Source organism: Clostridium sp. AM25-23AC (assembly GCF_003435125.1).
GTDB lineage: Bacteria > Bacillota > Clostridia > Lachnospirales > Lachnospiraceae > Pilosibacter > Pilosibacter fragilis.
Window position 1 is genome coordinate 2,914 of record NZ_QWGI01000010.1, and the last position, 23,712, is coordinate 26,625.

At 50.5% G+C, this 23,712-nt stretch carries 19 protein-coding genes and 1 riboswitch; of the genes, 5 read left to right on the forward strand and 14 right to left on the reverse strand.

Annotation, left to right across the window (positions count from 1 at the left end; all coding sequences use genetic code 11):
* The first annotated feature begins 181 nt into the window (after positions 1–181).
* Together DW677_RS07640 and DW677_RS07645 are read left to right on the forward strand one after the other, a co-directional pair.
* The gene (locus DW677_RS07640) at positions 182–1,513 is read left to right on the forward strand and encodes an MATE family efflux transporter (protein ID WP_117566798.1); all 1,332 of its coding nucleotides are present in this window, start codon (positions 182–184) and stop codon (positions 1,511–1,513) included.
* Between the two features lie 72 nt (positions 1,514–1,585).
* Complete coding sequence (locus DW677_RS07645) at positions 1,586–2,011, forward strand: MarR family transcriptional regulator (RefSeq protein ID WP_181968324.1); 426 nt, start codon at positions 1,586–1,588, stop codon at positions 2,009–2,011.
* A gap of 127 nt (positions 2,012–2,138) precedes the next feature.
* Here DW677_RS07645 and ribE (DW677_RS07650) read toward each other — a convergent pair whose 3' ends face one another.
* From ribE (DW677_RS07650) to ribD, 4 genes are all read right to left on the reverse strand, one after another.
* The gene (gene ribE, locus DW677_RS07650) at positions 2,139–2,612 is read right to left on the reverse strand and encodes a 6,7-dimethyl-8-ribityllumazine synthase (protein WP_015553223.1); all 474 of its coding nucleotides are present in this window, start codon (positions 2,610–2,612) and stop codon (positions 2,139–2,141) included.
* 213 nt (positions 2,613–2,825) lie between these two features.
* Positions 2,826–4,037, reverse strand: a complete 1,212-nt coding sequence (locus DW677_RS07655) for a bifunctional 3,4-dihydroxy-2-butanone-4-phosphate synthase/GTP cyclohydrolase II (RefSeq protein ID WP_117566800.1) — start codon at positions 4,035–4,037, stop codon at positions 2,826–2,828.
* 43 nt (positions 4,038–4,080) lie between these two features.
* Entirely contained in the window at positions 4,081–4,779 is a 699-nt protein-coding gene (ribE, locus tag DW677_RS07660) for a riboflavin synthase (protein ID WP_117566801.1), read from the reverse strand.
* A gap of 22 nt (positions 4,780–4,801) precedes the next feature.
* On the reverse strand, positions 4,802–5,911 hold the full coding sequence (gene ribD / locus DW677_RS07665; RefSeq protein ID WP_117566802.1) for a bifunctional diaminohydroxyphosphoribosylaminopyrimidine deaminase/5-amino-6-(5-phosphoribosylamino)uracil reductase RibD: 1,110 nt from the start codon (positions 5,909–5,911) through the stop codon (positions 4,802–4,804).
* A gap of 308 nt (positions 5,912–6,219) precedes the next feature.
* Positions 6,220–6,334, reverse strand: a riboswitch (FMN riboswitch).
* A gap of 201 nt (positions 6,335–6,535) precedes the next feature.
* Between ribD and DW677_RS07670 the strand changes: the two genes are divergently transcribed.
* The gene (locus DW677_RS07670; RefSeq protein WP_117566803.1) at positions 6,536–7,720 is read left to right on the forward strand and encodes an iron-containing alcohol dehydrogenase; all 1,185 of its coding nucleotides are present in this window, start codon (positions 6,536–6,538) and stop codon (positions 7,718–7,720) included.
* A 259-nt stretch (positions 7,721–7,979) separates the two neighbouring features.
* Here the strand turns inward: DW677_RS07670 and DW677_RS07675 are convergent, their stop codons facing one another.
* The 6 genes from DW677_RS07675 to DW677_RS07700 all read right to left on the reverse strand — a co-directional run bounded on the left by DW677_RS07675 (position 7,980) and on the right by DW677_RS07700 (position 16,946).
* A complete protein-coding gene (locus DW677_RS07675) occupies positions 7,980–8,990 on the reverse strand; it encodes an ATPase P (RefSeq protein ID WP_117503641.1) in 1,011 nt (336 codons plus the stop codon).
* A 139-nt stretch (positions 8,991–9,129) separates the two neighbouring features.
* A complete protein-coding gene (locus DW677_RS07680) occupies positions 9,130–10,566 on the reverse strand; it encodes a carbon starvation CstA family protein (RefSeq protein WP_117566804.1) in 1,437 nt (478 codons plus the stop codon).
* 166 nt (positions 10,567–10,732) lie between these two features.
* Positions 10,733–11,548 carry a LytTR family DNA-binding domain-containing protein gene (locus DW677_RS07685; RefSeq protein ID WP_117566806.1) on the reverse strand — a complete coding sequence of 272 codons (816 nt, stop codon included), beginning with the start codon at positions 11,546–11,548 and terminating at the stop codon, positions 10,733–10,735.
* A gap of 207 nt (positions 11,549–11,755) precedes the next feature.
* On the reverse strand, positions 11,756–13,453 hold the full coding sequence (locus DW677_RS07690) for a LytS/YhcK type 5TM receptor domain-containing protein (protein WP_117566808.1): 1,698 nt from the start codon (positions 13,451–13,453) through the stop codon (positions 11,756–11,758).
* Between the two features lie 259 nt (positions 13,454–13,712).
* Positions 13,713–15,050, reverse strand: a complete 1,338-nt coding sequence (locus tag DW677_RS07695) for a dicarboxylate/amino acid:cation symporter (RefSeq protein ID WP_117469123.1) — start codon at positions 15,048–15,050, stop codon at positions 13,713–13,715.
* 234 nt (positions 15,051–15,284) lie between these two features.
* Entirely contained in the window at positions 15,285–16,946 is a 1,662-nt protein-coding gene (locus DW677_RS07700; protein ID WP_117503644.1) for a hypothetical protein, read from the reverse strand.
* Between the two features lie 309 nt (positions 16,947–17,255).
* Here DW677_RS07700 and DW677_RS07705 point away from each other — a divergent pair, with 309 nt between their 5' ends.
* Positions 17,256–18,377, forward strand: coding sequence for a DUF362 domain-containing protein (locus tag DW677_RS07705; protein WP_117566811.1), 1,122 nt, complete (start codon positions 17,256–17,258; stop codon positions 18,375–18,377).
* 143 nt (positions 18,378–18,520) lie between these two features.
* Here the strand turns inward: DW677_RS07705 and DW677_RS07710 are convergent, their stop codons facing one another.
* Complete coding sequence (locus tag DW677_RS07710; RefSeq protein WP_242992125.1) at positions 18,521–19,975, reverse strand: M20 family metallopeptidase; 1,455 nt, start codon at positions 19,973–19,975, stop codon at positions 18,521–18,523.
* A 392-nt stretch (positions 19,976–20,367) separates the two neighbouring features.
* Here DW677_RS07710 and DW677_RS07715 point away from each other — a divergent pair, with 392 nt between their 5' ends.
* Positions 20,368–20,829 (forward strand): hypothetical protein, encoded by a 462-nt coding sequence (locus DW677_RS07715; protein ID WP_015553212.1) that lies wholly within the window; start codon positions 20,368–20,370, stop codon positions 20,827–20,829.
* An 85-nt stretch (positions 20,830–20,914) separates the two neighbouring features.
* Here DW677_RS07715 and DW677_RS07720 read toward each other — a convergent pair whose 3' ends face one another.
* From DW677_RS07720 to DW677_RS07730, 3 genes are all read right to left on the reverse strand, one after another.
* Positions 20,915–21,856, reverse strand: a complete 942-nt coding sequence (locus DW677_RS07720) for an AEC family transporter (RefSeq protein ID WP_117551745.1) — start codon at positions 21,854–21,856, stop codon at positions 20,915–20,917.
* Between the two features lie 156 nt (positions 21,857–22,012).
* Entirely contained in the window at positions 22,013–22,459 is a 447-nt protein-coding gene (locus DW677_RS07725) for a DUF1934 domain-containing protein (protein WP_015553210.1), read from the reverse strand.
* A 69-nt stretch (positions 22,460–22,528) separates the two neighbouring features.
* The gene (locus DW677_RS07730) at positions 22,529–23,590 is read right to left on the reverse strand and encodes a D-alanine--D-alanine ligase family protein (protein WP_117551746.1); all 1,062 of its coding nucleotides are present in this window, start codon (positions 23,588–23,590) and stop codon (positions 22,529–22,531) included.
* Between the last annotated feature and the right edge of the window lie 122 nt (positions 23,591–23,712).

A 23,712-nucleotide genomic window follows, 5' to 3' on the forward strand; every position in this document is an offset into this window, starting at 1 on the left:
GCCGATTTGGAATGCGAAGCATCGGCAAAATCAGTTACTGTAAAGTTCTTCTTGACATATGTACGAAATCGTACTATGATTCTACGTACGATTTCGTACATCAACAGCTGCAAAACTGTCGATAGGAAAAACATGAATTTTCCCTCGGGCAGACACAGTAAAAAAACTGAAAGGGCACACGATGAATATTTCACTTTCCGACCACTTTACCTACAAAAAACTCCTGCGGTTCACGTTTCCGTCTATCGTCATGATGATTTTAACGTCTATCTACGGAGTTGTGGACGGTGTTTTCGTCTCGAACTTTGTGGGTTCCGAGGCCTTCGCCTCCATTAATATCATTATGCCGTTTCTCATGATCCTCGGTGCCATCGGCTTTATGACCGGCAGCGGCGGCAGTGCCCTGGTGGCTCTGACCTTCGGAACCGGGAATGAAAAAAAGGCAAAGGAGATCTTTTCCCTCCTCGTCTACGTTCTGATCGCGGTGGGCTTCTTCTTTACGGTAGGCGGTGAGATTCTTTTAGCCCCGATGGCAAGACTCTTAGGTGCTGATGAGATCCTTCTCCCCTACTGCGTCCGTTACGGCCGGATCATCCTGCTGGCTCTGATTCCCTTCATGCTGCAGAATGTATTCCAGAGCTTTCTCGTTGTTGCGGAACGCCCGCAGCTAGGACTCCTGATCACCATCGCGTCAGGACTCACAAATATGATCCTCGATGCTTATTTTATCGCCGTTCTGCGTCTCGGCGTCGTGGGCGCTGCAGCCGCAACGGCGCTCAGCCAGTCCATCGGCGGACTGATTCCCCTGCTCTACTTTATCTTTCCGAACAAGAGCCGGCTCCGTCTCGGAAAGACCCATATGGACTTTAGTGCCCTGTTGAATGCCTGTACAAACGGCGCTTCCGAGTTTATGACGAACATCTCCATGTCCATTGTAAACATGCTTTACAACTGGCAGCTCATGCGCCTTTCCGGTTCCGACGGTGTTGCCGTATATGGCGTCATCATGTATGTGAGCTTTATCTTCGCGGCACTCTTTATCGGCTACTCTATGGGAAGTGCCCCGATCGTGGGCTATCACTGCGGTGCGGGAAATAAGAGTGAGTTAAAGAATCTGCTCGGAAAAAGCTTCCGGCTGATCCTGACCTTCCAGATCATCCTGACGATCGCGGCAGAAGCAGGTGCCCCCTTTCTTGCGGGAATTTTCGTCCGCTATAACACGCACCTCTTAGACATGACGGTCCATGCATTCCGCTCATACTCGATCTCTTTCCTGTTCATGGGCTTCAGCATCTACGCATCGTCCTTCTTTACGGCACTCAACGACGGGGGCGTCTCCGCTGCGATCTCCTTCTGCCGTACCATGATCTTTGAAACGGGGGCTGTCATCATCCTGCCGTTTTTCCTCGGTGTTTCCGGAATCTGGTATTCCATCATCGCGGCGGAATTTATGGCGGTATGCCTGTCACTCTTCTTCCTGATCCGGAAGGCAAAGAAGTACGGATACACATAGACTGATAGCCTGTGCAGGCGGATGCAAAGCCCTGCACTGCACCCATACACTTATATTTTCAGGAGATCTGCCATGTACTCTGCATTTAAAGAATTTTACAACCTGCTCAGCCAGGTCGACAGTGTCTACCATGACGCTGCATTAAAGCTCGGTCTCACGGACAGCGAGCTTGATATTCTCTACTCCCTCAATGAACACGGTTCCGGCTGCAATCAAAGTATTTTTTACAAAGAGACCGGCACCACAAAATCCACGATCAACTCCGCGGTACGCAAGATGGAACAGGCCGGTTATCTGTACCTGAAACCCGGAACAGGGAGGAACACCTGCGTTTTTCTCACGGAAAAAGGAGAGGAACTCATGAAAAACACCGCCCATCGCCTGATCGCCATTGAAAATGCGATTTTCGAGAGCTGGTCTGCCGAGGAACAGCGGATCTTCATGAAACTGAACCGGGATTTCGCGGTCAAATTCACGGAGGAGACGAAAACCATATAGGCTGTGATAAAACAGAATGTACCTTTTGTGTCATAGGAGCTTCCGAGGAAGCCTTATTACGCAAAAATCAGCGCCTCTGAAAAAAATTCTCAGGAGCGCTGATCTTTTATGTCTATATCATCTGAATTTAGAACTGTCTCATAAGATTTACCATCTCGATCGCGGAAAGTGCACAGTCATATCCCTTATTTCCGCCTTTGCTTCCGGCACGGGCGATGGCCTGCTCGATGTTCTCGGTTGTCAGGACGCCGAAGAGTACCGGCATCTTCTCTGCCAGTCCCACCTGAGCGATTCCCTTGGAAACTTCACTGCACACATAATCATAGTGTGTGGTATCACCGCGGATCACAGCGCCGACACAGATGATCGCGTCATACTTGCCGGACTTTGCCATGGCAGATGCCGCAACCGGGATCTCGAATGCGCCCGGAACCCAGGCCGCCGTGATATTTTCTTCCTCCACACCGTGGCGGACAAGTCCGTCAACTGCTCCGCCTAAAAGCTTATTTACGATGATCTCGTTGAAACGGGAAGCTACGATCCCCACTTTCATGCCTTCCGGTGCTACAACTTTTCCTTCTAATACTTTAATCTCTTTCATGATGTTTCTCCTTTTCTTATGCTTACTGCTATTCAGAAGTCTTCATAATTACATGCAAAATTCTATTTCCAATTGCCCATCACTTCCATCCGTGCGGGATGCATGCCCGTAGATCTGTGCCGCCTGCGCGGCTGTAATCATCTCAGCACTTCCGTCCGTGCGGGATGCATGCCGCCGGTGTACAGGACTTTCAGCAATGGACGTTCCACCCTATCACACTTTAATTTTTGTAAAGATATGTCCCATCTTGTCCTGCTTCGTCTTCAGATAGAAGCTGTCGTACTGCTGCGGATCGATCTCGATCGGCACGCGCTCATGGATCTCAAGTCCGAAGCCGGAAAGTCCGTAGATCTTCTCCGGATTGTTCGTGAGAAGTCTCAAGGACTTCACGCCGAGATCCCTTAAGATCTGTGCCCCGATCCAGTATTCCCTGAGATCCGGAGCAAAACCAAGCTTGATATTGGCCTCCACCGTGTCAAATCCCTGCTCCTGAAGCACATACGTCTTCAGTTTGTTGATCAGACCGATGCCGCGGCCTTCCTGACGCATGTAGAGGATGATGCCACGGCCTTCCGCCTCCACCTGGCGCATCGCGGTCTGGAGCTGTTTTCCGCAGTCACAGCGCATGGAACCGAACACATCTCCGGTCAGGCACTCGGAATGCACGCGGCAGAGCACATCCTCACCGTCCCCGATATCACCCTTCACAAGCGCCACATGGTGCTCGCCGGTAATATCGTTCACATAGCCATAGATCTTAAAGTGTCCGTACTGGGTCGGCATGTCCGCGCAGGCCTCCTGCACCACATGTTTTTCATGGACACGGCAGTAATCCTGCAGCTCCTTGATCGTGATGAATTTCAGTCCGTACTCCTTCGCCAGCTTCCACAGGTTCGTGGTCCGCATCATGGTTCCGTCTTCCTCCATGATCTCACAGCACACGCCGCACTCGGAAAGCCCCGCCAGACGCATGAGGTCCACAGTTGCCTCGGTGTGGCCGTTTCTCACAAGGACACCGCCGTGCCTTGCCACGAGAGGAAATACATGGCCCGGTCTTCTGAGATCCTGAGGCTTTGTCGCCGGATCCACACACTTCATCATCGTGTAGGAGCGCTCCGCCGCGGAGATTCCTGTCGTCGTGTCCACATGGTCGATGGAGACTGTAAATGCCGTGCAGTGGTTATCCGTGTTCTCGGATACCATCTGCGGAAGTCCCAGCCGCTCCGCCACTGCCGCGCTCATCGGCGTACAGATCAGACCCTTTGCGTGGCTTGCCATAAAATTGATGTTTTCCTGTGTCGCGAACTCTGCCGCGCAGATCATATCTCCCTCATTCTCCCGGTCCGGGTCGTCTGTTACGAGAATGATCTTTCCCGCCCGCAGATCTTCGAGCGCTTCTTCGATTGTGTTGTACTGTTCGTTCATAGCTTCCTGCCTTTCTAACGTCCTTGTCCTTGAATCGTCTTCTCTAAAATCCATATTTCTGAAGAAACTCCATGCTGAGCCCCGAGTTTCCCTTTGCGTTTCCCGCGGCATTTTCATCGTCAGGCATTTTTCCCCGGTCCGCACCGGAATTTCTTCCGATATCCACAAATTTCTGAATATATTTCCCCACAATGTCGTTTTCCAGATTGACCGCATCTCCTGCTTTTTTCTTCAAAAGCGTTGTCTCCTCGCCGGTATGTGGGATCACCGACACTGAAAAGTTCCGCTTTGTCACCGCCGCCACCGTGAGGCTGATCCCGTCGATGCAGATTGAACCTTTTTCCACGATCAGATCCAGGATCTTATCTGTACATGCGATCGTGACCCAGACTGCATTCTCTTCCCGTCTCATCGATTCGATCTGACCGGTTCCGTCAATGTGACCGGAAACGATATGACCGCCGAATCTGCCGTCCGCCGCCATGGCCCGCTCCAGGTTTACATAACTTCCATCCTGCAGTGCTCCGAGGCTGCTTCTCCTCACTGTCTCCGCCATCACGTCGGCGGAAAATTCATTATTTTTCATATTCGTGACCGTAAGGCAGACACCATTGACCGCGATGCTGTCACCGATTTTTGTTCCTTCCAGAACTTTTTTCGCTTTTACCGTCAGCGTACCGGAATTTCCGCGCAGGGAAAGTGCCTTCACCTGTCCGAGTTCTTCTACAATCCCTGTAAACATGCTCTCATTTCCTTTCCCATTTTCAATCTACTGAATATCTGAGCATCAGATCATCCCCGATCGTCTCCACCTGTCTCAGTGTCAGCATCACGGCTTCCGCCGGATGCGCCACACCGATCCCGGAAACCGGAGTCTTCGCACCGGCACCGCCGAAGATCTTCGGTGCGATAAACGCGCAGATCTCATTTATGATCCCGGCTGACAGCGCCGCGTCGTTTAAGGTACCGCCGCCCTCTAAGAGCACGCTGTCGATGCCCTGTTTTCCGAGATATTCCATGAGCTTTCTAAGATCCACACGCCCGTCTGCGTCCGGGACCGACACGGTCTCCACGCCGGCCGCGTGAAGCTGTTCCGCTTTCTCTTCCGTTTCTTTACAGCCTTCCCCGGAATACTCCCCCGCATACGCTACGATGGTCCGGTACTCCTTTGCCGTTTTCACGATCTGTGAATCCATCGGGATCCTGAGTCCGCTGTCGCAGATGATCCGCACCGGACTCTTCAGCCCGGGGATCCGGACGTTTAACATCGGATCGTCTGCCAGGACCGTGCCGATCCCAGCCATGATCCCCATATACTGGTGGCGCAGCTCCTGCACCTTTTTCCTTGCGCTTTCTCCTGTGATCCACTTGGAGTCGCCGGTCCGCGCAGCGATCTTTCCGTCCGCCGTCATGGCGTATTTCATGACCACATAGGGCGTTTTCTTTGTGATATAATGAAAGAATACCGGATTTAACGCATCGCATTCCTCACGCATAAAGTCCTCTTCCACCCGGACTCCCGCTGCTCTTAAGATCGCCACTCCTTTTCCTGCTACCAGGGGATTCGGATCTCTTGAACCGATCACAACTCTTGCGATCTTCTGCTCGAGGATCGCCTCCGTGCAGGGCGGTGTCTTTCCGTAATGGCAGCACGGCTCTAACGTCACATAGAGTGTCGCGCCCTCCGCACTTTCCGTGAGCGACGCAATGGCGTTTCGCTCCGCGTGAAGTTTTCCGCACCGCTCATGATAACCTTCCCCTATGATCCTTCCGTCTTTCACGATCACAGCTCCCACGAGGGGATTCGGGCTCGTCCAGCCAAGTCCCCCCTTTGCAAGCTCAATGGCACGCATCATATAATCCCGGTCCGTCATCTTTTTCACTCCTTTCTGCAAACCTGCCTTACGGGCGCAATCAGGAAGTTCCATGGGAATTTTCTGTTAAAAAAAGCCCTGTAAAGCAGATGCCTACAGGGTTTTCCATATTCGGTCCGTTGTTTCATTCGGAAATATAACTTTTCTGCAATTCACAGCTTTCCCGGATCAATCTCCTGTTACACAAAAAAGCCCTGAAACAGTTTCCTATTCCAGAGCTACTGATCCGATCTTCCGTGATCCGGAATTCCTCGATCCCGTCCTCGTTTTCGAGTACCGGATCACTTCCGCATATCACAAACAAACCTGAAATTCTTCTTTCATCCAGACTATACTGTCGGCCCCGGAATCTCACCGGATCATGCCTCTCGGCTCGCGGGCTTTACCGCCGGTAGGGATTTGCACCCTGCCCTGAAGACTCATTATTGAATTGTCCTATCGCTGACCGTCATTTTCATCAGCGGTTGTTTACAATATACTCCCGTTCTCCGTATTTGTAAAGTATTTTCGATAGGAATTTTCACAGAGGATCCCTTTACTCAAAATTCTTGCATGGTACCTGATTTCCTGTTATACTTGATATATTAAGCACTGTCTATTTTCGCAACATAAGGAGGAAATTCGATGTTCAACTTTAATTTCTATACCCCGACCCGCGTCGTATTCGGAAAAGAAACCGAATACCGGATCGGAAAGCTTGTAAAAAATGTCAACTGTAAAAAAGTCCTGCTCCACTACGGAAGCGGCAGCGTGATCCGCTCCGGTCTTCTCGGACGGATCAAAGAATCCCTGGACGCGTCCGGAGTCACCTATGTGGAGCTTGGCGGTGTTGTCCCAAACCCACGTCTTTCCTTAGTCCGCGAGGGGATCGAGCTCTGCCGAAAGGAGGGCGTTGATTTTCTTCTCGCTGTCGGCGGCGGCAGTGTCATCGACTCCGCGAAAGCCATCGGTTACGGTCTCGCGAACGACGGTGATGTCTGGGATTTTTATGAGCACACCCGTCAGGCATCCGCATGCCTTCCGATCGGCGTTGTTCTGACCATCGCGGCTTCCGGAAGTGAGATGAGCAACAGCTCTGTTATCACAAACGATGAAACACTGGAAAAACGCGGCTACAACAATGATATCTCCCGCCCTGTATTCGCTGTCATGAACCCGGAGATCACAATGACTCTCCCGCCGTACCAGACAGCCTGCGGCTGCACCGATATTCTGATGCATACCATGGAGCGCTATTTCACAAACGGCGGAAATATGGAGATCACCGATGCCATTGCGGAAGGTCTTATGCGCACCGTGATCACGAACGCGAAGATCCTTGTGGACGATCCAGACAACTATGACGCGAGAGCCGAGGTGATGTGGTCCGGAAGTCTCTCCCACAACGGCCTCACCGGCTGCGGAAACGACGGCGGAGACTTCGCCTCCCACCTCTTAGAGCATGAGATCGGCGGAATGTTCGACGTTGCCCACGGTGCGGGACTGGCGGCGATCTGGGGCAGCTGGGCGAGATATGTGATCGATAACTGCACTCCGCGTTTTGCGAAATTCGCAGTGAATGTCATGGGTGTTGAACCTGGAAAAGATGACATGGAGACGGGTTTAAAGGGGATCGAGGCCATGGAAGACTTCTACCGTGCCATCAGTATGCCGACAAACTTAAAGGAACTCGGCATCGATCCGACAGAAGAACAGCTTGAGACTATGGCAAAAAACGCGAGAATCGCTGCAGGCGGCCCGAAGGGATCCGCGAAGAAGTTGGAAGCGGAAGATATGCTTAAGATCTATCAGATGGCTGCAGGAAAATAGCAGAAATCTATCAAAATTATATGAAGAAAACCGGGATGCCGCCTATCTGCGCAGCATCCCGGTTTTCATATAATACCATGAATCCGTGTTTTTTTTTAAAAAACGTGCCTTGGCACATTCTCGCGCCTCGCGCGGTCGCTTGCGACAATCTACATCTTCGCGTGAGTGCACATCTTTGGAATTCCTCGGAATTTCCTGTTACATAAAATAAGACTGCCGTCCAGCATAAGCCTACTGATACGGCAGTCAATTTTTTCATCTACACGTAATCTCTGACCAGAAAGACCGGCTTGATCGCCATGATCTCATCGAATTCCTCCTGAGTGACAGATACATCCGCGTTGGTCTTTTTCAGATCATTTTTTACAACGTCAAACGCGTCCTCCACAGACTCGGCGCGCCCCTCACGGACAGCACGCTGCATCCGCTCTACAGTCACCGGATGAAGGTAACAGGCCGGAACCGGAAGTCCGAGATGGAGGCTGTCCACATACCCCGTAACGGCTTTTTCCGCCGCTGCAAGACGTTTTTCGATGGCTTTCCGATTATTCGTACTCGTCGGCATGACATTCGCTCCGGAGAACAGAAAGATCGCCGCCATTCCAAAGAGGACAAAGTATACGGCAAACGCATCATGGTTCATAAAGGAGAATACGCCGTATGCAAGCGCCGCCGCCCCCATGACTACCATGAATAAGGCAAGCCATTTGTAAAACGGCTTTGTCTTCTCATACGTTCTCTTTTTCTTTGCCGCATTGGTGAGCTCTGTGAACAGGGACAACCGCTTCGTGAGGGCTGCTTTTGCCTGCTCCAGGACATTTACCGTCTCCTTCGCCTGCTCAGAAAGCGGAATGAGACATTTCTCCGCCTGCTTTTTCTCAGCTTCCGCAAGGCGCTTTTCCGCCGCTTCACTCACGGTCTTTATCTGCGGGAACCGTTCCTTCACGGATGCCACGAAAGCGTCCACCTGATCCTCATATTTAAAGTTGCACTGTTTTTCCTTACCGTCCTCATAGACAACCACCAGGTACGGCATGGTGGCAAACAGGCCTTTTCCGGTAAATCCGCCTTTGCTCATCGCCACGCGCTTAAAGACACGGGAGACGGAAGATACCGGGATGTAGAAGCGCCGCTCCAGATAAAAGCTGTTGAGGTACAGAGCCTCTTTTCCGATTCCGCAGGGACCGATCTTCTTACAGTGCTTTTTGTCCTCTGAAAGAATACTCTCCGGAATCTCTTTTTCTCCAAGTTTTGCCGGTTTTAAGAACATAACTCCCGCCTCCCAAATACTGAATAACCAGTATAAGCTGCCCTCAGCCTTTCACCGGGGCAGCTTATACTTTCTGCATCATCTGCAGTCAGACACTCCCAGCTTTGCAGCCTGTCTTTCGTGTCATTATAATCTTACATTATGCTGTCTGTTTCTTCGTTGCGCGGATGAAGATTCCAAGGAATACGACCGCAAGTACGATACCTACCGGGTACGCAACTGCAGTACCGAGGTTTAAGCACTCTTTTGCACAGAAGAAATATGTCATGGAAACAGCGCTCATGAAGGTTGCCGGAACTGCTGTGAGCCAGTAGTTCTTCTTTGCCTTGTAGAGGTACATGCTTGCTGTCCAGAGAACGATCATAGCCAATGTCTGGTTTGTCCAGCTGAAGTATCTCCATACGATGCTGTAATCCATATGTCCAACGATAGCGCCGATTCCAAGTAACGGTACGCAGAGAAGCAGACGGTTCTTCCAGTTCTTCTGGTCAACCTTGAACCAGTCAGCAAGTGTTAAACGTGCGCTTCTGAATGCTGTATCACCGGAAGTGATCGGGCAGGCGATAACACCTAACATAGCAAGAGCAATGCCGACACCGCCCATGGTCTTCTGGCAGACATCATAGATGGCTGCGGACTGACCGTTCTTCATGATCTCTGCGAGACCTGTGTTTAAACCACCTGTCACTTCGTAGAGAGAGCATCCTGCTGCTGCCCAGATCAGGGCGATAATACCTTCGCATACCATTGCGCCGTAGAATACGAAATGCCCCTGTTTCTCAGATTTCATACAACGCGCCATAAGAGGTGACTGTGTTGCGTGGAAACCGGAGATCGCGCCGCAGGCAACGGTGATGAACATGAAGCTCCATACCGGTGTTCCGCTCGGATGCATGTTTCTGAAATTGCTCCAGATCTCCGGGATCACATATTCCGGTTTTGTGAAGATACCAAAAGCAACACCGAGTGCCATGATAATCAGGCAGATACCAAAGATCGGATAGATCTTACCGATGATCTTGTCGATAGAAATAAAGGTTGCGATAAAGTAGTAAGCCAGAATGATCCAGAGCCACATCTCTTTGTTTACGACAAGGCCCTGTGCTCCGCCGTTGCTGAACAGGGTTACGATCAGACCGGCCGGACCAACTGCGAAAACAGTACCGACCATGACAAGAAGTACAACACTGAATACACGCATCACGTTCTGCATCAGGCCGCCGAGGTAGATTCCGCATACCTCTGAGATCGAAGCACCATCATTTCTCTCGGACATCATGCCGGAGAAGAAGTCATGAACACCGCCGGCAAAGATCGTACCGAAGGTGATCCACAGAAATACGACCGGTCCCCACAATGCACCCTGCATGGCTCCGAAGATCGGGCCCAGACCAGCGATATTCAGAAGCTGGATCAGAAAGAGTTTCCATTGGGGCATGACTACGTAGTCGACACCATCGTTGATTCTGACTGCCGGTGTCTCTCTGTCATCCGGACTGAAAATGTTATTTACGAGGTTGCCGTAGACAAAGTAACCTCCGATTAAAAGTGCCAGACAGACGAGAAAACTAATCATACAAATCCCTCCTTGAATATACATTATGCTTAGTTCTTTTTCTTTAAGCAAATATATTATAGTATATTTTGCACAATATTTAAAGATGGCCTGCATGAACAGCATGGTTATCTGCACAAACGGCACTCCTTTCGCCATGAACGGAGTGCCGCAGCTTCTCTTTCTGTCAGCTGATCTTCAGCAGCTGTTTTAATGTTTTCAGTTTTTCTCTTCCCACCGGGAGTTCCCGGCTCTCATACCCCTTCATATGTACGGAAAGTCCGTTTCCGCTGCCTGCAAAAAGTTCCGAAATAAATGACAGATTTATGAGATAACTCTTATGGATCCGGAAGAATCCGAAGTCCGCCAGCTTTTTCTCAAGTTCTCCCAAAAGCTGGTTGACCTCATAGGATCTCGATGTGGTGTGGACCACACATCCGTGTCCGTCGGTCTCCGCATACACGATCTGGGCGATCTCCAGAAACAGGATTCCGCGGCTGGCCGTCACAGGGATCTTGCCGAATACCGCTGCTTCGCGCCTCTCTTCCATACCTGTGTTTTCCTGCTCTGCTCCCTGTTTTTCTGCTGCTGCCGGTTCCGTTTTTCCCTCCTGCTCCTCCATTTGCCACGCAGGATCAAGTTTTCCTTCCCCAATGCATTTTTTCACAACATGGTGCACCCGCTCCGGATCGAACGGTTTTAAAATATAATCATCGATCTCCATCTCGTACGCTTTCGCGGCATACTGGGAATAGGCGGTGGCAAAGACGATCTTCGCCCCGGGAAACAGTCTTTTTGCCGTGGCCGCCAGCGTCGTCCCCTCCATATCCCCGAGGTCCATATCCACAAAAATCAGATCAAACGAATCTGACTCATTAAACATCTTTAAGGCATCCGCTCCACTCTCCGCTTCCGTGATCTCACAGTCCGGAAGCACTTCCTTTACCCTGCGGATCAGCATTTTTCTTGCCGGTCTCTCATCATCGATCACTGCGATCTTCAAAACATCTCCCCCTGTCTCTCATAATTTCCCCAATGTATAAAATAGCCCGGTCGTAACTGTTCAGTAGGTCTGCGCACTTGCTGCGCTGACCGTAAGAAAACATAGGCTGGAAGGCAAAAATCCCATCAGCGAAGCTGATCTGGAATGGATTTTTGCACGTAACTATGAAGGTACTGAATAGTTACGTCCGGTCACAGTATTTTCCTGTCAGCCCGCTGCCTGATGCGGAATACAGAACGAAACCTCCGCCCCGTCATCCGTATCCCGGATCTCCAGTCCATAACGCTTTCCGTATGTACTCTTCAAACGTTCATTCACATTTTTTAATCCCACGCTGCCGGTCTTGTTTCCTGTCAGGATCCTCTCTGCCTCTTCCGGTTCAAAACCTTTTCCATGGTCTCTGACCCCGATCCGCACCAGATCCTCTCCGGTTCCGCTCTGCACCCGTTTTGCCGAGATCTCCACTCTGCGCACCCCGTCCGCACTGTTTCCATACCGGACAGCGTTCTCCACGATGGGCTGCAGGATAAAGGACGGGACCTGACAGGAGAGACCGTCTTCCACGTTGATCTCCACCCGGAGCTTCTCCTCAAATCTCGCCTTCTCGATCTCCAGATACGTCCGGACATGGTTGATCTCCGTATCGATATCCAGCATGTACTGGTCGTTCTCCAGAGTCTGACGGTAGTAGGACGCTAACGTTAAGATCAGGTCACTGGCCTTTCCCGCATCCTCATCGCAGATGCAGGAGATCGTATTCAGCGCGTTGTAGAGAAAATGCGGGTTTACCTGAGACTGCAGCGCCTTAAACTCCGCTTTTTTCCGCAATTTTTTCTGATATTCCACATTGTAGACCCCTAACTGTGTGGAAAACATCTTCGCAAGTTCCTCCAGAAAATCCCCGATGCTTCGTTCCACACGGCGTCTCTTTTTCACGACAATGGACAGACTTCCGATCTTCTCATCTCCGGTCATGACCGGAACTGTCACCGTCACGAGGGAGTGAAACAGCGGCCGTATCTCCTCATCGAGATCTTCCTCCCAGATACATTCTGCTTTCATTCCTTTTGCCGGTCCTGTCAGATGTTCCAGAAACTTTTCCCGGCGGAAACGGCTGTCATCGATCAGGGAACTCACCGCCAGAACTTCCTTTTCATCCGTGATGATCACCGCCTGACATGGGATCTCACCAAAAATGATATCGGTCACAGCTTCCATATTTTCCCGCTTTCCGAAACCTTTTCTCAGATAGACGAGACTCTTGTCCGCGATTCCCATGGAAAGACGCATCCGCTCCGCAAACAGACTGTCCTCTCGCATATATACCATATCAAAGGTCTTGAAAAAGAGCACCATTCCCACAGAATTCATGACGATCATCGGGACGGCAATCTTTCCCACAAGCTCCATGGCCGCGCCGAGAGGCTTCGAGATCATCAGAATGATCACCATCTGCAGGATCTCCGCCTCTGCAGTCAGGAAAAACAGATCGACGCTGTCCATCTCTCCTGCCTTGTACTTTTTATAGACCAGACTTCCCAGCACGCCTTCCACCAGCGTTGAAACCGCGCAGGAGGCTGCTGTAAAGCCGCCGATATCAAACAGGAACCGGTGGGCTCCGGCGATGAGTGCCGTCATCATTCCGACAAACGGTCCTCCCATGATCCCCGCGGTCAGGACGCCGATGACGCGGGTATTGACGATGGCCCCGCCGGTCTTTGTCCCTGTGTAGGTCGACACGATGCTGATGGCACCGAAGATCACTGCCAACGCCATCTTCTGGGCGATCGTGCTATTCTCTCCCCGGAACAGCTTCCGCACCGATGCCATATTGGTGAGCAGCGTTGCCAGAAGCACCAGCAGTCCGATATTTAAAAGCATGTTGAAAAACATGGTTCCTGCCATAAAGCTCCCCCTGTCCCCGCAGACTGGATGTTCTTGTCTGCCTCTTTCACATGTTTTTATCATATCATATTTTTCTGTTTATTTGTTCAGAAAATGTGAAGCGCGGTCGCTTGCGACAATCTACATCTTCGCGTGAGTGCACATCTTTGGAATTCCCCGGGATTTCCTGTTACATAAAAAAACTCCGGAAGACCTGGGCTTCTTCCCTCAGGTCTTCCGGAGCTTTGCACACCGACCGTAAACCAGGCCGGTATTTTCCTTATGAATTGTAGATATCCTCGTTTAACATTCCCTCGGATTTCGCAACGTAGATCGCGGTTGCGGAGTCACCGACAACGTTAAGCGCCGTTACTAACATCTCGATCGGGCGGTTGATCGCAAGGATCAGGCTGTATGCTAAGAGTGCACCGTCGTTGATGTAGCCAAGGCCAGAAAGGATTGTGAACAGGATGATCGCGCCTGCGCCCGGAGCTGCCGGTGTACCGGCGGATGCGATCAGGGCTAAGAGAGCGATCACGATGAGCTGGGACAGGGTTACATCGTAGCCTGCGCAGCCTGCGATGAACAGAGTCGCAACGACCTGCATGATCGCGGTACCATTCATGTTGATGGTCATACCGAGCGGAAGTACGAAGGAAGCGATCTTCTCATCAACACCGAGCTCCTCTGTAGTTGTCTTCACGTTAAGCGGAAGAGCAGCCGCACTGGAGGAAGTGGAGAATCCGAATACTGCTACACGGAAGATCTTCTTTGCAAACTTCACCGGATTCTGCTTTGTTGTAACTGCTACAAAGATCGGATATCCTACGAAGAGGAATAAGAGAAGCAGGATAACAGTTACGACAACGTATGCCAGAGCCGGTTTTAAGTGGTTGATTCCGTATGTCGCGAATGTTCTTGCAAGGAGAACGAAGATCGCGAACGGACCGAACTTTGTAACAACGTAGTTTAAGAATACAACAACGATATCGTTTACTTCTGTGATGAGCTTCTTTAATGTTGCGCTCTTCTCGTCGCCGACTGCCTTCATGCAGAGACCGAGGGAAACCGCTAAGAACACGATCGCGAGAACGGAAGTGTTTGTACTGAATACCGCTGTGATATTGGACGGAACAATGTTAAGGATCACATTTAACGGGTTGGAACCGGTAGATCCGGCAGAACCTTCAAGACCCTCCACCTGAATATTGAACACACCGGCATTGTAGATCATGATTCCGACTACGCACGCCATAAGTAATGCGAAGAAAGAGCAGATCAGGAAACCTGCGATCGTTTTTACGGAAATTCTGCCGAGAGTTCTTGTATCGGAAATCTGTCCGATCGCAAGTGTGATGGATGTGAATACCATCGGTACGATGACAAGCTGTAAAGAACGGATAAATAACTGACCGATAATATAGAAGATACCGAGTGCCTTTTCAGCGCCTGCAGCTGTGATGTCCTGGAACAGGATGCTGTTGATCGTTGCCCATACGGCTTCCTTGCCTGTGCTGTTGAGGTTTTCTCTTAAGAACATTAACAGAAGACCTGCTACCAGACCGCAGACGAGGGAAATACTCATTCTGACAGCGAGTGAACTTTTCTTTTTCTCCATGTAATCCTCCTTTTTTAACCGCGCAACACACCCGGAAACATAAGCTTTGGGGCGGCTCTCCAAAACATTCCCGATATGCAGACACAGGCTTAGACTCATTGCCCGCATAAAAATCTCCGGGACACTGACAGGTTTTTCTCGATCCCTGTCAAACTATCCCGGAGATTATATCGTAGTCTGAGCAATTCCGCAAGTAGGAATTTCAAATTTCTTTATGTTTTTTTTACAGAAATTTTATTTACTGGAATCGGCTGCCGGAACAGGCTCCAAAGTCTGTGTCTGATCCAGTGCCGCATTTAACTCCCGGAACGCCGCCGCAAGATCCTGCTCGTTGCCGTCTGTGTCATAGATCCTGCCGTACTGCTCGTGAGAATACATTTTAATATTGTCCAGTGTCACGCTGCGGTCTGTCGTGATCGAGAGATTGTAGTTTTCCTGCCACGGGATGGAACACTCATAATTTCCCGCTTCCGTCACCTGGACCGACTTTTTAGCGTCACCGATCTGGAAGGTGACCTTCGCTGCACCGTTCTTCGGTGCCGCCCAGAATTTTACATAGATCTTGTCCCTTTTTCCAAGACGCCCATGGACATTCTGGCTGAGCACACTGTCTTTTGACAGGGTGACTGCCTTCGACCCGTCATGTTCCGTTTTCTCAACATTTCCGGTAGTATCCCACCCCGTGAGTCCCAGAGCGAACTGGCCATTGTATACACAATCATTTACATAATTCCGGTATACCCAGAGACCGTAGCCGCAGGTAGTATCCTTTAAGATCGGAGCGGTATTCTTCACAAAGTCCGCCACCTGGGACTCCTCGATCTGGGTATTGTAGGAGAATGCCTCTGTGGAATCCGCATAGAGGAACTGCTCCATAAAATACTTCTTTCCGCTCTTTTCCACCAGACCGTTCATGCTGTTCTGCATGGATGCCAGCGCTGTTTCCGCGGAAATATGGTCTCCTACGTTCTGCTGTCCGAGGGACACGCTGTACATAAGAGCGGAGTACTCTGCATCGGCACACGGATACGTGGCGGAGTGGGAATAGTAGGTATGGCTTCCGTCCAGCTGGTAGATCGGGTCGCCGTCGGACCGGATTTCCATGGATAGTCCCGGGAACACTTCCTGACTCTCGGAGAGGAGCTTATTTAAAAAGCTGTCATAGAACTCAAAAAACAGCTTCGCCTCCGGGCGCTTTCTCTCCGGGATCCAGATCTCGGAATAATCCTGGAATGTCTTTCCGTAGACCGCGCCGACCTCCGCAAGGGAGTAGTGGGCCTTCAGGTAATCCTGATATCCGCATCTGGATGCCAGACGGATACTGAGGGCTCTAGTGAGATCCCGGTCCATGTTTGACGTATAGTCCCAGAAGTCCTCCCAGGTAATAAATCCACCCTGAAAGTTCCCGTAGTCGGATACCCGGTCATAGATCGTCTTACAGTAATCTATCCACATCTTCCTGTCATTGCTTCCGTCCTGCACCACACCGGCATATCGCTCCGGAAGGGACGCTTCACCGCTGTAATCCCAGCAGTAACCGATCCGCAGCGTCACCATAAGTCCGTGATCATCCGCGCACTTCATGACCTGATCGAGCTTGGCGAAAGCAGCCTCATTGTACATATTTCCCATATCCCCAGGCTGAAACTCTCTCCACGGGATCACGAGAATGATGCTGTTGAAGCCGTCCGCCTTGATGCGGGCAAAATTTGCCCCCATGTTATCATCTTCAGTTCCCCAGTAGTTGATCGGCCAGGCATCGCCGAAGTAGGTCACGGATTTTAAGTATTCCGGAAATGCCGCCTGCGCTTCCATCCGAAGTTCAGGGATCCCCGCCATCAGGGCTGCGGCGGCCAAAAGCGCTGCCGCTGGTCTTGCCAGTTTTCTTATGTTCATACAATCACCTTTTATAACTGTTCTTCACAGCTTCCTTTTTTGTTTCTGGTATGCATCGGCACACACCGATTCCCGTTTACTATACCACAATATAAAAATTTCTGCAAAATTTATCCTAAAAAAATTCCGCAAAATTTATCCTTGACTAATTTAAGACTTACGGTGATACTTTTATTAGAAAGATCGTAACGGTTCAGCAGGCTGCGCGCTGACCGCACTGGTCGCACCGGCCGTACTCGCCGCAGTAAAACGCAGACTTTACGGTAATGGAGCGTTGCGAATCATTTATTAAAGGAGGACTTTATAAGCATGGAAAAATCAACGGTTTATTTTACCGATTTCCGGTGTTCGGTTGGAACCAGCCAGTTGGACAAGCTGAAAAAGCTCTGCGTTGCTGCAGGAATCAAAAACATTGACATGGACGGAAAATTCGTCACGATCAAAATGCATTTCGGTGAGCTCGGAAACCTCGCTTTCCTTCGTCCGAACTACGCGAAAGCCGTTGCGGATCTCTGTAAGGAACAGGGCGGCATGCCGTTTCTGACCGACTGCAACACCCTGTATCCGGGCAGCAGAAAAAATGCCCTGGATCACTTAGACTGTGCAAACCTCAACGGCTTCAACCCGATCTCCACCGGCTGCCAGATCATCATCGGTGACGGTCTTCGCGGAACTGACGAGGTGGAGGTTCCGGTCGTAAACGGAGAATACTGCAAGACGGCCTTCATCGGCCACGCGGTTATGGACGCCGACGTCTTTATCAGCCTGACCCATTTCAAAGGTCATGAATCCACCGGTTTCGGTGGTGCCATCAAAAACATCGGTATGGGCTGCGGAAGCCGTGCCGGAAAAATGCAGCAGCATGCAAGCGGAAAGCCGTCCGTCCGTGAGAAGCTCTGCCGCGGCTGCAGACGCTGTGCGAAGGAGTGCGGAAGCGATGCTATTACATATGTAAATAAGAAAGCCGTCATCGATTATGACAAGTGCAAAGGTTGCGGCCGCTGTATCGGTGCCTGCAGCTTTGATGCTATCTACAACCCGAACTACAATGCCAACGAGCTTTTAGACCGCAAGATGGCAGAGTACGCGCAGGCTGTCTGTTATGACCGCCCGTGCTTCCATATTTCCCTTGTGCAGGATATCAGCCCGAACTGTGACTGCCACGGCGAAAATGATGCCCCGATCCTTCCGGATATCGGAATGTTCGCGAGCTTCGATCCGGTCGCTCTGGACCAGGCCTGCGCGGATGCCTGTCTGAAGGCAGCTCCAATCGCCAATAGCCAGCTTGGAGAACATCTCTCCCAGCCGGGATGGCACTGCCACCATGATCACTTCAAGGATTCCAACCCAAATATCGAATGGCAGGCGACTCTCGATCAGGCGGAAAAGATCGGTCTCGGCACAAGACAGTATGAGCTGAAACGGATCTGATCAGGATCTTCCTTGAAATAAAAAACGGGGAGAAGTTCCATTTTACGGAACTTCTCCCCACTTTTTATGTACGATTACAATGCGTCATTCCTTTCACGTTCGCCGGAAAGATCTATTCACGCTCAATCGCATCCATCAATTTTTTACATCTTCATTCCAATCGCTCTCGGCTTGCATCCGTCCGGGATCGGGCAGTGATAGGTGTCGCCATCCAGCTCTTCCTCCATCTCCGCTTTCGCCTTTGCGATGATCTCCGGATCCTCATACATATCGATCGCTGCGCCTGCCATTGCCTTCGCCGCGTAGATCAGTCCCTTGTGTGCCAGTCCGCTCTTGCCCTGGGAAACAACCTGCCAGGAGTGGCCCGGTGTTCCAGCCGCCCATGTAGCAACGTAGGCCTGAGCAGTCGGACAGTTCCAGCTCACATCACCGACGTCCGTGGAACCGAAGGACATGATTCCGTCCGGGTTGAACGGAGCGACAAAGCGGTACATGCTCTCGCCCTTATGGGAAAGGACTTCCGCCTTAGCTGCTTTGTCCTTGCAGTTCTTTGCGATCTTCTCTAAGGACTCAAAACGGCTGTCGCCAACGCCCTCACTGATGGCTTTGGCAAACTTCATCTCCTCTTCCGTGTACTCCGGAGCGCCAAGCTCCACAAGGTTGTCCCAGAGTTCCTTTGCGATCACTTTGTTGCTCATGAGGTTCGAGCAGCCTTTTACGAAATCGATCTCCACGCGGGTCTCTGTCATATGGGCAGCGCCCTCAGCGATCTTGTTGACACGCTGATAGATCTCCTCCACCTGGCTGTTCTTCGGGGCACGGATCAGATACAGAACTTCCGCGTACGGCTGTACAACGTTCGGGGAGTATCCGCCGGTGTTTGTGATTGCGTAGTGGATTCTCGCCTCCGGAACCACATGCTCTCTTAAGAACTGGACACCCATGTTCATAAGCTCCAGCGCATCAAGGGCGCTTCGTCCAAGATGCGGTGCGCCGCCTGCGTGGGCGCTCTTTCCATAGAATTTATACGCTACCTGATAGTTTGCGAGGGAGCTTCCCGTGTCGGCCTGCGTTAAATCTCCCGGATGCCATGTGATCGCGGCATCAAGGTTTGCGAACACTCCGCCTTTCGCCATAAATGCCTTTCCGGATCCGCCTTCCTCACCCGGGCAGCCAAAATAGATCACGGTTCCCGGTTTTCCGCTTTCTTCCAGATATTTTTTGATTCCGATCGCCGCGGAGAGGGACGCTGTGCCGAGCATGTTATGTCCGCAGCCGTGTCCGCTGGCGCCATCATGCACAACGATCTTCTCGGTAGCTCCCGCTTCCTGATCCAGTCCGGACAGGGCATCGAACTCGCCTAAGATACCGATCACAGGTTTTCCGGAACCAAACGTGCCCTTAAATGCCGTCTTTACATCCGCAAGACCTGTCTCAACTGTAAAACCTTCTGCTTTCAGAACATCGCAGAGGATCTTCATCGACTTGTCTTCCGTGAAGGCAGTCTCCGCGCAGCCCCAGATCTCGTCGCTGGCGGTAAAGATCTCGCTGGATTTCTTATCAATTTCTTCCCAAGCTGTCTGTTTTCCCATCTCCATATCACCTTTCCTGTACATGATTTCCGGCTGTTGTCCGCACTGCTTTTTTCATTTTTTCTAAAAGCGGCCCTCGAACTTGCATATTCGAGTTATTCTGATTTTTTGCACAATACGCAACCAGTTATCTATAATTATACTATTTTATTCCATAATGCGCAACCTTTTTATTCTTTTGTGTGTAAAGTAAATTTTCCGTTTTAATTATATCAAATTTTCTCCTCTATTTATGTTGCTCTTCACAGCCGCTTCCGGCTTCGGAGTTTTTTGGACATGGCTTTTTGCTGGCTTTCTGCTGAATCAAATTAAGCTTGCGCTTTTATACCTGCGATGGTATAATTTACAGGTAATGCCCTGTGATACAGGGCGAACGTGAACACACTGGAGGTATCCACATGAACTGGAGTATCGTAGCAAATGTCATTCTTGTCATTCTCCTGATCCTTGTCGTTGTCCTCGCTGTGCTTTACTTCCTCGGACGTAAGATGGAAAAGCGCCAGGTAGAACAGCAGAGCGCGATCGATGCCGCTAAGCAGACTGTGAGTCTGATGGCGATCGACAAGAAAAAGTTGAAAATAAAGGAAGCCGGACTCCCGCCGATCGTTTATGAGCAGACTCCATGGTATGCAAAGTGGATGAAGGTTCCGGTAGTTAAAGCAAAAATCGGTACAAAGATCATGACCATGATTGCCGATGAAAAGGTTTTCCTTCAGCTCCCGTTAAAGACTGAGGTCAAGGTTGAGATCAGCGGTCTTTACATCACAGCGATCAAGTCCGTTCCGCGTGGAGGACTGATCCCGCTTCCGAAGAAGAAAACGATCGGTCAGCGTATCAAAGGAATTTTCAAAAAAGACTGAATCGACAAGAAAAAGACAAAATAAAAAAGCCCCCTCTTCTGATGAATTTAGTTTCATCCAGAAGACAGGGCTTTTTTATTTGATTTTAAATCAATCCTACAGACTTCATAAAGAAGATCCATAAGAACAGTGTAAACATGGACACCGCCGTACTGATCACGACAAACTGTCCGGCAAGCTCTCCGTCACCGCCCATATTCTGCGCCATCGGGTAGGATGCGGCTGCAACCGGTGTCGCGTAGACAGCGATCAGAAGGAACAGCTCAAGTCTACGAAGTCCAAAGGCGTAAGCGATCGCGATAATGATCGCCGGAAGGATAAACAGCTTGCAGGTAAGCGTTGGAACCAGATATTTGAGGTTTTTCCGGATTGCCTTAAACTGTAAGGTTCCACCGAGCACATAGATCGCTAACGGAGAAGTCATATTGGAGAACGCTGCGATCGGGGTCACAAGACTTCCCGGAAGCTTGATCCCGAGGAAGAAGAAGATCAGACCCACAATGGCACCCTGCAGGAGCGGATTTGCTACTACTGCCTTCAGTGTCTTCTTAATATCCGATTTTCCCTCTCCGTTGAACATCTCAAGAATAAATACCGACGTGGTATTGTAGATCGACACAACGACCGTAACCATCATAGCCGCGATCGATGCCGCTGAATCTCCGAATACCGCGATCGTGAGCGGCAGTCCGAACAGAACAAAGTTGCTTCGGAAAATCGCCTGGATGATAACGCCTCTTCTGGGGTTTTCCTTTACGATCTTCGGAATGATCACGATCAGGAGCGCTTCCACGATCAGGATACTTGCACCCGTGAAGATCAAAAGCAATGGTCTCGGAAGCGACTCGGCATCGGCTTTATAAATATTGTAGAAGGTCATAAACGGATAAAATACCCGGAAGACCATCTGGTTCAGCTTCTGTAAAAATTCCTCTTTCACAACTCCTCTGATCTTCATCGTATATCCGAGCGCCAGATAACAGAAGAACGGGATGACCGCATTAACCGCGACTAAAAAACTCTCCATACATCGTTTGTCCTCTCACAGCTGTTCTTTCGACCGCTATTTCTCCGAATACGATCTACAGGCCAGCTGCGTCCTTTCTTTTTTGTCATCTCCCTGAGCTGTCAGGAAATGCGTATTTGTGTAACCCTTTCAACATCCCCATATCAAGACTTTTCTCTATATTGAAATTCCCAGCACTTCATCCTTTTTCGACGATGCCAGAATTTCTGTACTGCAGTCAAATGCGTATTCCCCGTTCATCTCCATGGAATATTTGATTCTTAGAAGAATGGACTCTTCGTCCTCCTCAACTTCAAGCAGGGAAGTCGTGATCCCCATCAGGAACAGTCCCATCGGCGTCCGGTAGTTTGCTGTCGTCCGTCTTCCGGGTTCAAAGATCATGTGGCTCTCCACAAGTCCGCGTTTCATGACCTCGATCCGGTTCTCCATCACTTTCACCGTATTGTGGGTCGGTGTGCCCGTCTCGTCAAGCGACTCATCATAGATCAGATACTGCTTGCCGTTTTTCACATAATACGTCCCCGGGGTGATCATCTCGACCGTGTCCTCTTCCTCACCGATCGTCTGTACCCCCCGGACACGGACTAAAATATCCTTTGTCATGTAAATCTCCCCTGATATATCATTTTGAACGGTCCGCACGGCTTCAGGCACGGACCGCTGTGAACATTTTTATCTCTCATATCTCCGAAACGCGTGATCGATCAGATCGTCGATCAGCTGTCTCTTGTCTACACCTCTTGCCTCCCACAACATCGGATACATGCTGATGGCGGTGAAGCCCGGAAGTGTGTTGATCTCATTGAATACGACCGTTCCGTCGGCCTTTACAAAGAAATCCACGCGGGATAAGCCGTAGCCGTCCACCGCGTTGAAGATCTTAACGGCATCCTCACGGACACGCTCTGTGGCTCCGTCAGGAAGCTCCGGGTCAACGACGGTCTTGGACTCCGCATTGTAGTATTTCGCGTCGAAATCATAGAACTCAGCCGCAGCAAGGATCTCACCCACGCCGGAGGCTTTCGTGGAATCACCGTCACCGAATACGCCGCACTCAATCTCACGGCCCACGATCATCTCCTCTACGAGGATACGGCGGTCATTGTCAGCTGCTTCCCTTAAACCGGTAATCAGCTCTTCTCGGTTGTCTGCTCTTGTAACACCTCTGGAGGAACCGGCGTTAGACGGCTTTACAAATACCGGATATGGGATCTCTTTTTCGATTTTCGCGATAACCGCATCCATATCCTTTAATTCCGCTTTCATAACGGAAACGTAAGCTGCCTGACAGATGCCGAGTCCGCTTACCATGCGCTTTGTGGAAAGCTTATCCATCGATACCGCGGAAGCGAGAACGCCGCAGCCGACGTACGGGACCTTCGCAAGCTCAAGGATTCCCTGTACGGTTCCGTCCTCACCGTAGAGACCGTGAAGGACCGGGAATACCACATCCACCGGAATCTTCTCAAAAGATCCGTTCTCTGTGACGATCAGGCATTTCTCCTTTGCGTCCGGAGACAGCACCGCCCCAGTTTTTGACTCTCTCCAGGTATCATCTTTGACCTGGCTTAAGGAGTCCACCTTTACCCAGTGTCCGTCCTCCGTGATCCCGACGAGGATCACATTATATTTCTCCTCATTGATATTTGCTGCCACATTCTGTACAGACATACAGGATACTACATGCTCAGATGACTGTCCGCCAAACAGGACAACGATATTTTTCTTTTCCATGATGTTTTTTTTGATTCCTCTCTGATTTTCTATTCAAGTCGAACGTCCGTGAGATTTGGCGCGTGATCCCGGTCAGCAAAGCCGGCAGATTCCTTACAGGACCACTGTGCACCCGAATCATT

Bases quoted from the DNA above. Each gene is read 5' to 3' on its own strand.
- DW677_RS07670 (WP_117566803.1), top strand. From the start codon at position 6,536: ATGTTCAACTTTAATTTCTATACCCCGACCCGCGTCGTATTCGGAAAA.
- DW677_RS07715 (WP_015553212.1), top strand. From the start codon at position 20,368: ATGAACTGGAGTATCGTAGCAAATGTCATTCTTGTCATTCTCCTGATC.
- DW677_RS07695 (WP_117469123.1), bottom strand. From the start codon at position 15,050: ATGGAGAAAAAGAAAAGTTCACTCGCTGTCAGAATGAGTATTTCCCTC.
- DW677_RS07700 (WP_117503644.1), bottom strand. From the start codon at position 16,946: ATGAACATAAGAAAACTGGCAAGACCAGCGGCAGCGCTTTTGGCCGCC.
- DW677_RS07705 (WP_117566811.1), top strand. From the start codon at position 17,256: ATGGAAAAATCAACGGTTTATTTTACCGATTTCCGGTGTTCGGTTGGA.
- DW677_RS07655 (WP_117566800.1), bottom strand. From the start codon at position 4,037: ATGAACGAACAGTACAACACAATCGAAGAAGCGCTCGAAGATCTGCGG.
- DW677_RS07690 (WP_117566808.1), bottom strand. From the start codon at position 13,453: ATGGCAGGAACCATGTTTTTCAACATGCTTTTAAATATCGGACTGCTG.
- DW677_RS07675 (WP_117503641.1), bottom strand. From the start codon at position 8,990: ATGTTCTTAAAACCGGCAAAACTTGGAGAAAAAGAGATTCCGGAGAGT.
- DW677_RS07710 (WP_242992125.1), bottom strand. From the start codon at position 19,975: ATGGAGATGGGAAAACAGACAGCTTGGGAAGAAATTGATAAGAAATCC.
- DW677_RS07720 (WP_117551745.1), bottom strand. From the start codon at position 21,856: ATGGAGAGTTTTTTAGTCGCGGTTAATGCGGTCATCCCGTTCTTCTGT.
- DW677_RS07725 (WP_015553210.1), bottom strand. From the start codon at position 22,459: ATGACAAAGGATATTTTAGTCCGTGTCCGGGGGGTACAGACGATCGGT.
- DW677_RS07680 (WP_117566804.1), bottom strand. From the start codon at position 10,566: ATGATTAGTTTTCTCGTCTGTCTGGCACTTTTAATCGGAGGTTACTTT.
- ribE (WP_117566801.1), bottom strand. From the start codon at position 4,779: ATGTTTACAGGGATTGTAGAAGAACTCGGACAGGTGAAGGCACTTTCC.
- DW677_RS07730 (WP_117551746.1), bottom strand. From the start codon at position 23,590: ATGGAAAAGAAAAATATCGTTGTCCTGTTTGGCGGACAGTCATCTGAG.
- ribD (WP_117566802.1), bottom strand. From the start codon at position 5,911: ATGACGGACCGGGATTATATGATGCGTGCCATTGAGCTTGCAAAGGGG.
- DW677_RS07645 (WP_181968324.1), top strand. From the start codon at position 1,586: ATGTACTCTGCATTTAAAGAATTTTACAACCTGCTCAGCCAGGTCGAC.
- ribE (WP_015553223.1), bottom strand. From the start codon at position 2,612: ATGAAAGAGATTAAAGTATTAGAAGGAAAAGTTGTAGCACCGGAAGGC.
- DW677_RS07640 (WP_117566798.1), top strand. From the start codon at position 182: ATGAATATTTCACTTTCCGACCACTTTACCTACAAAAAACTCCTGCGG.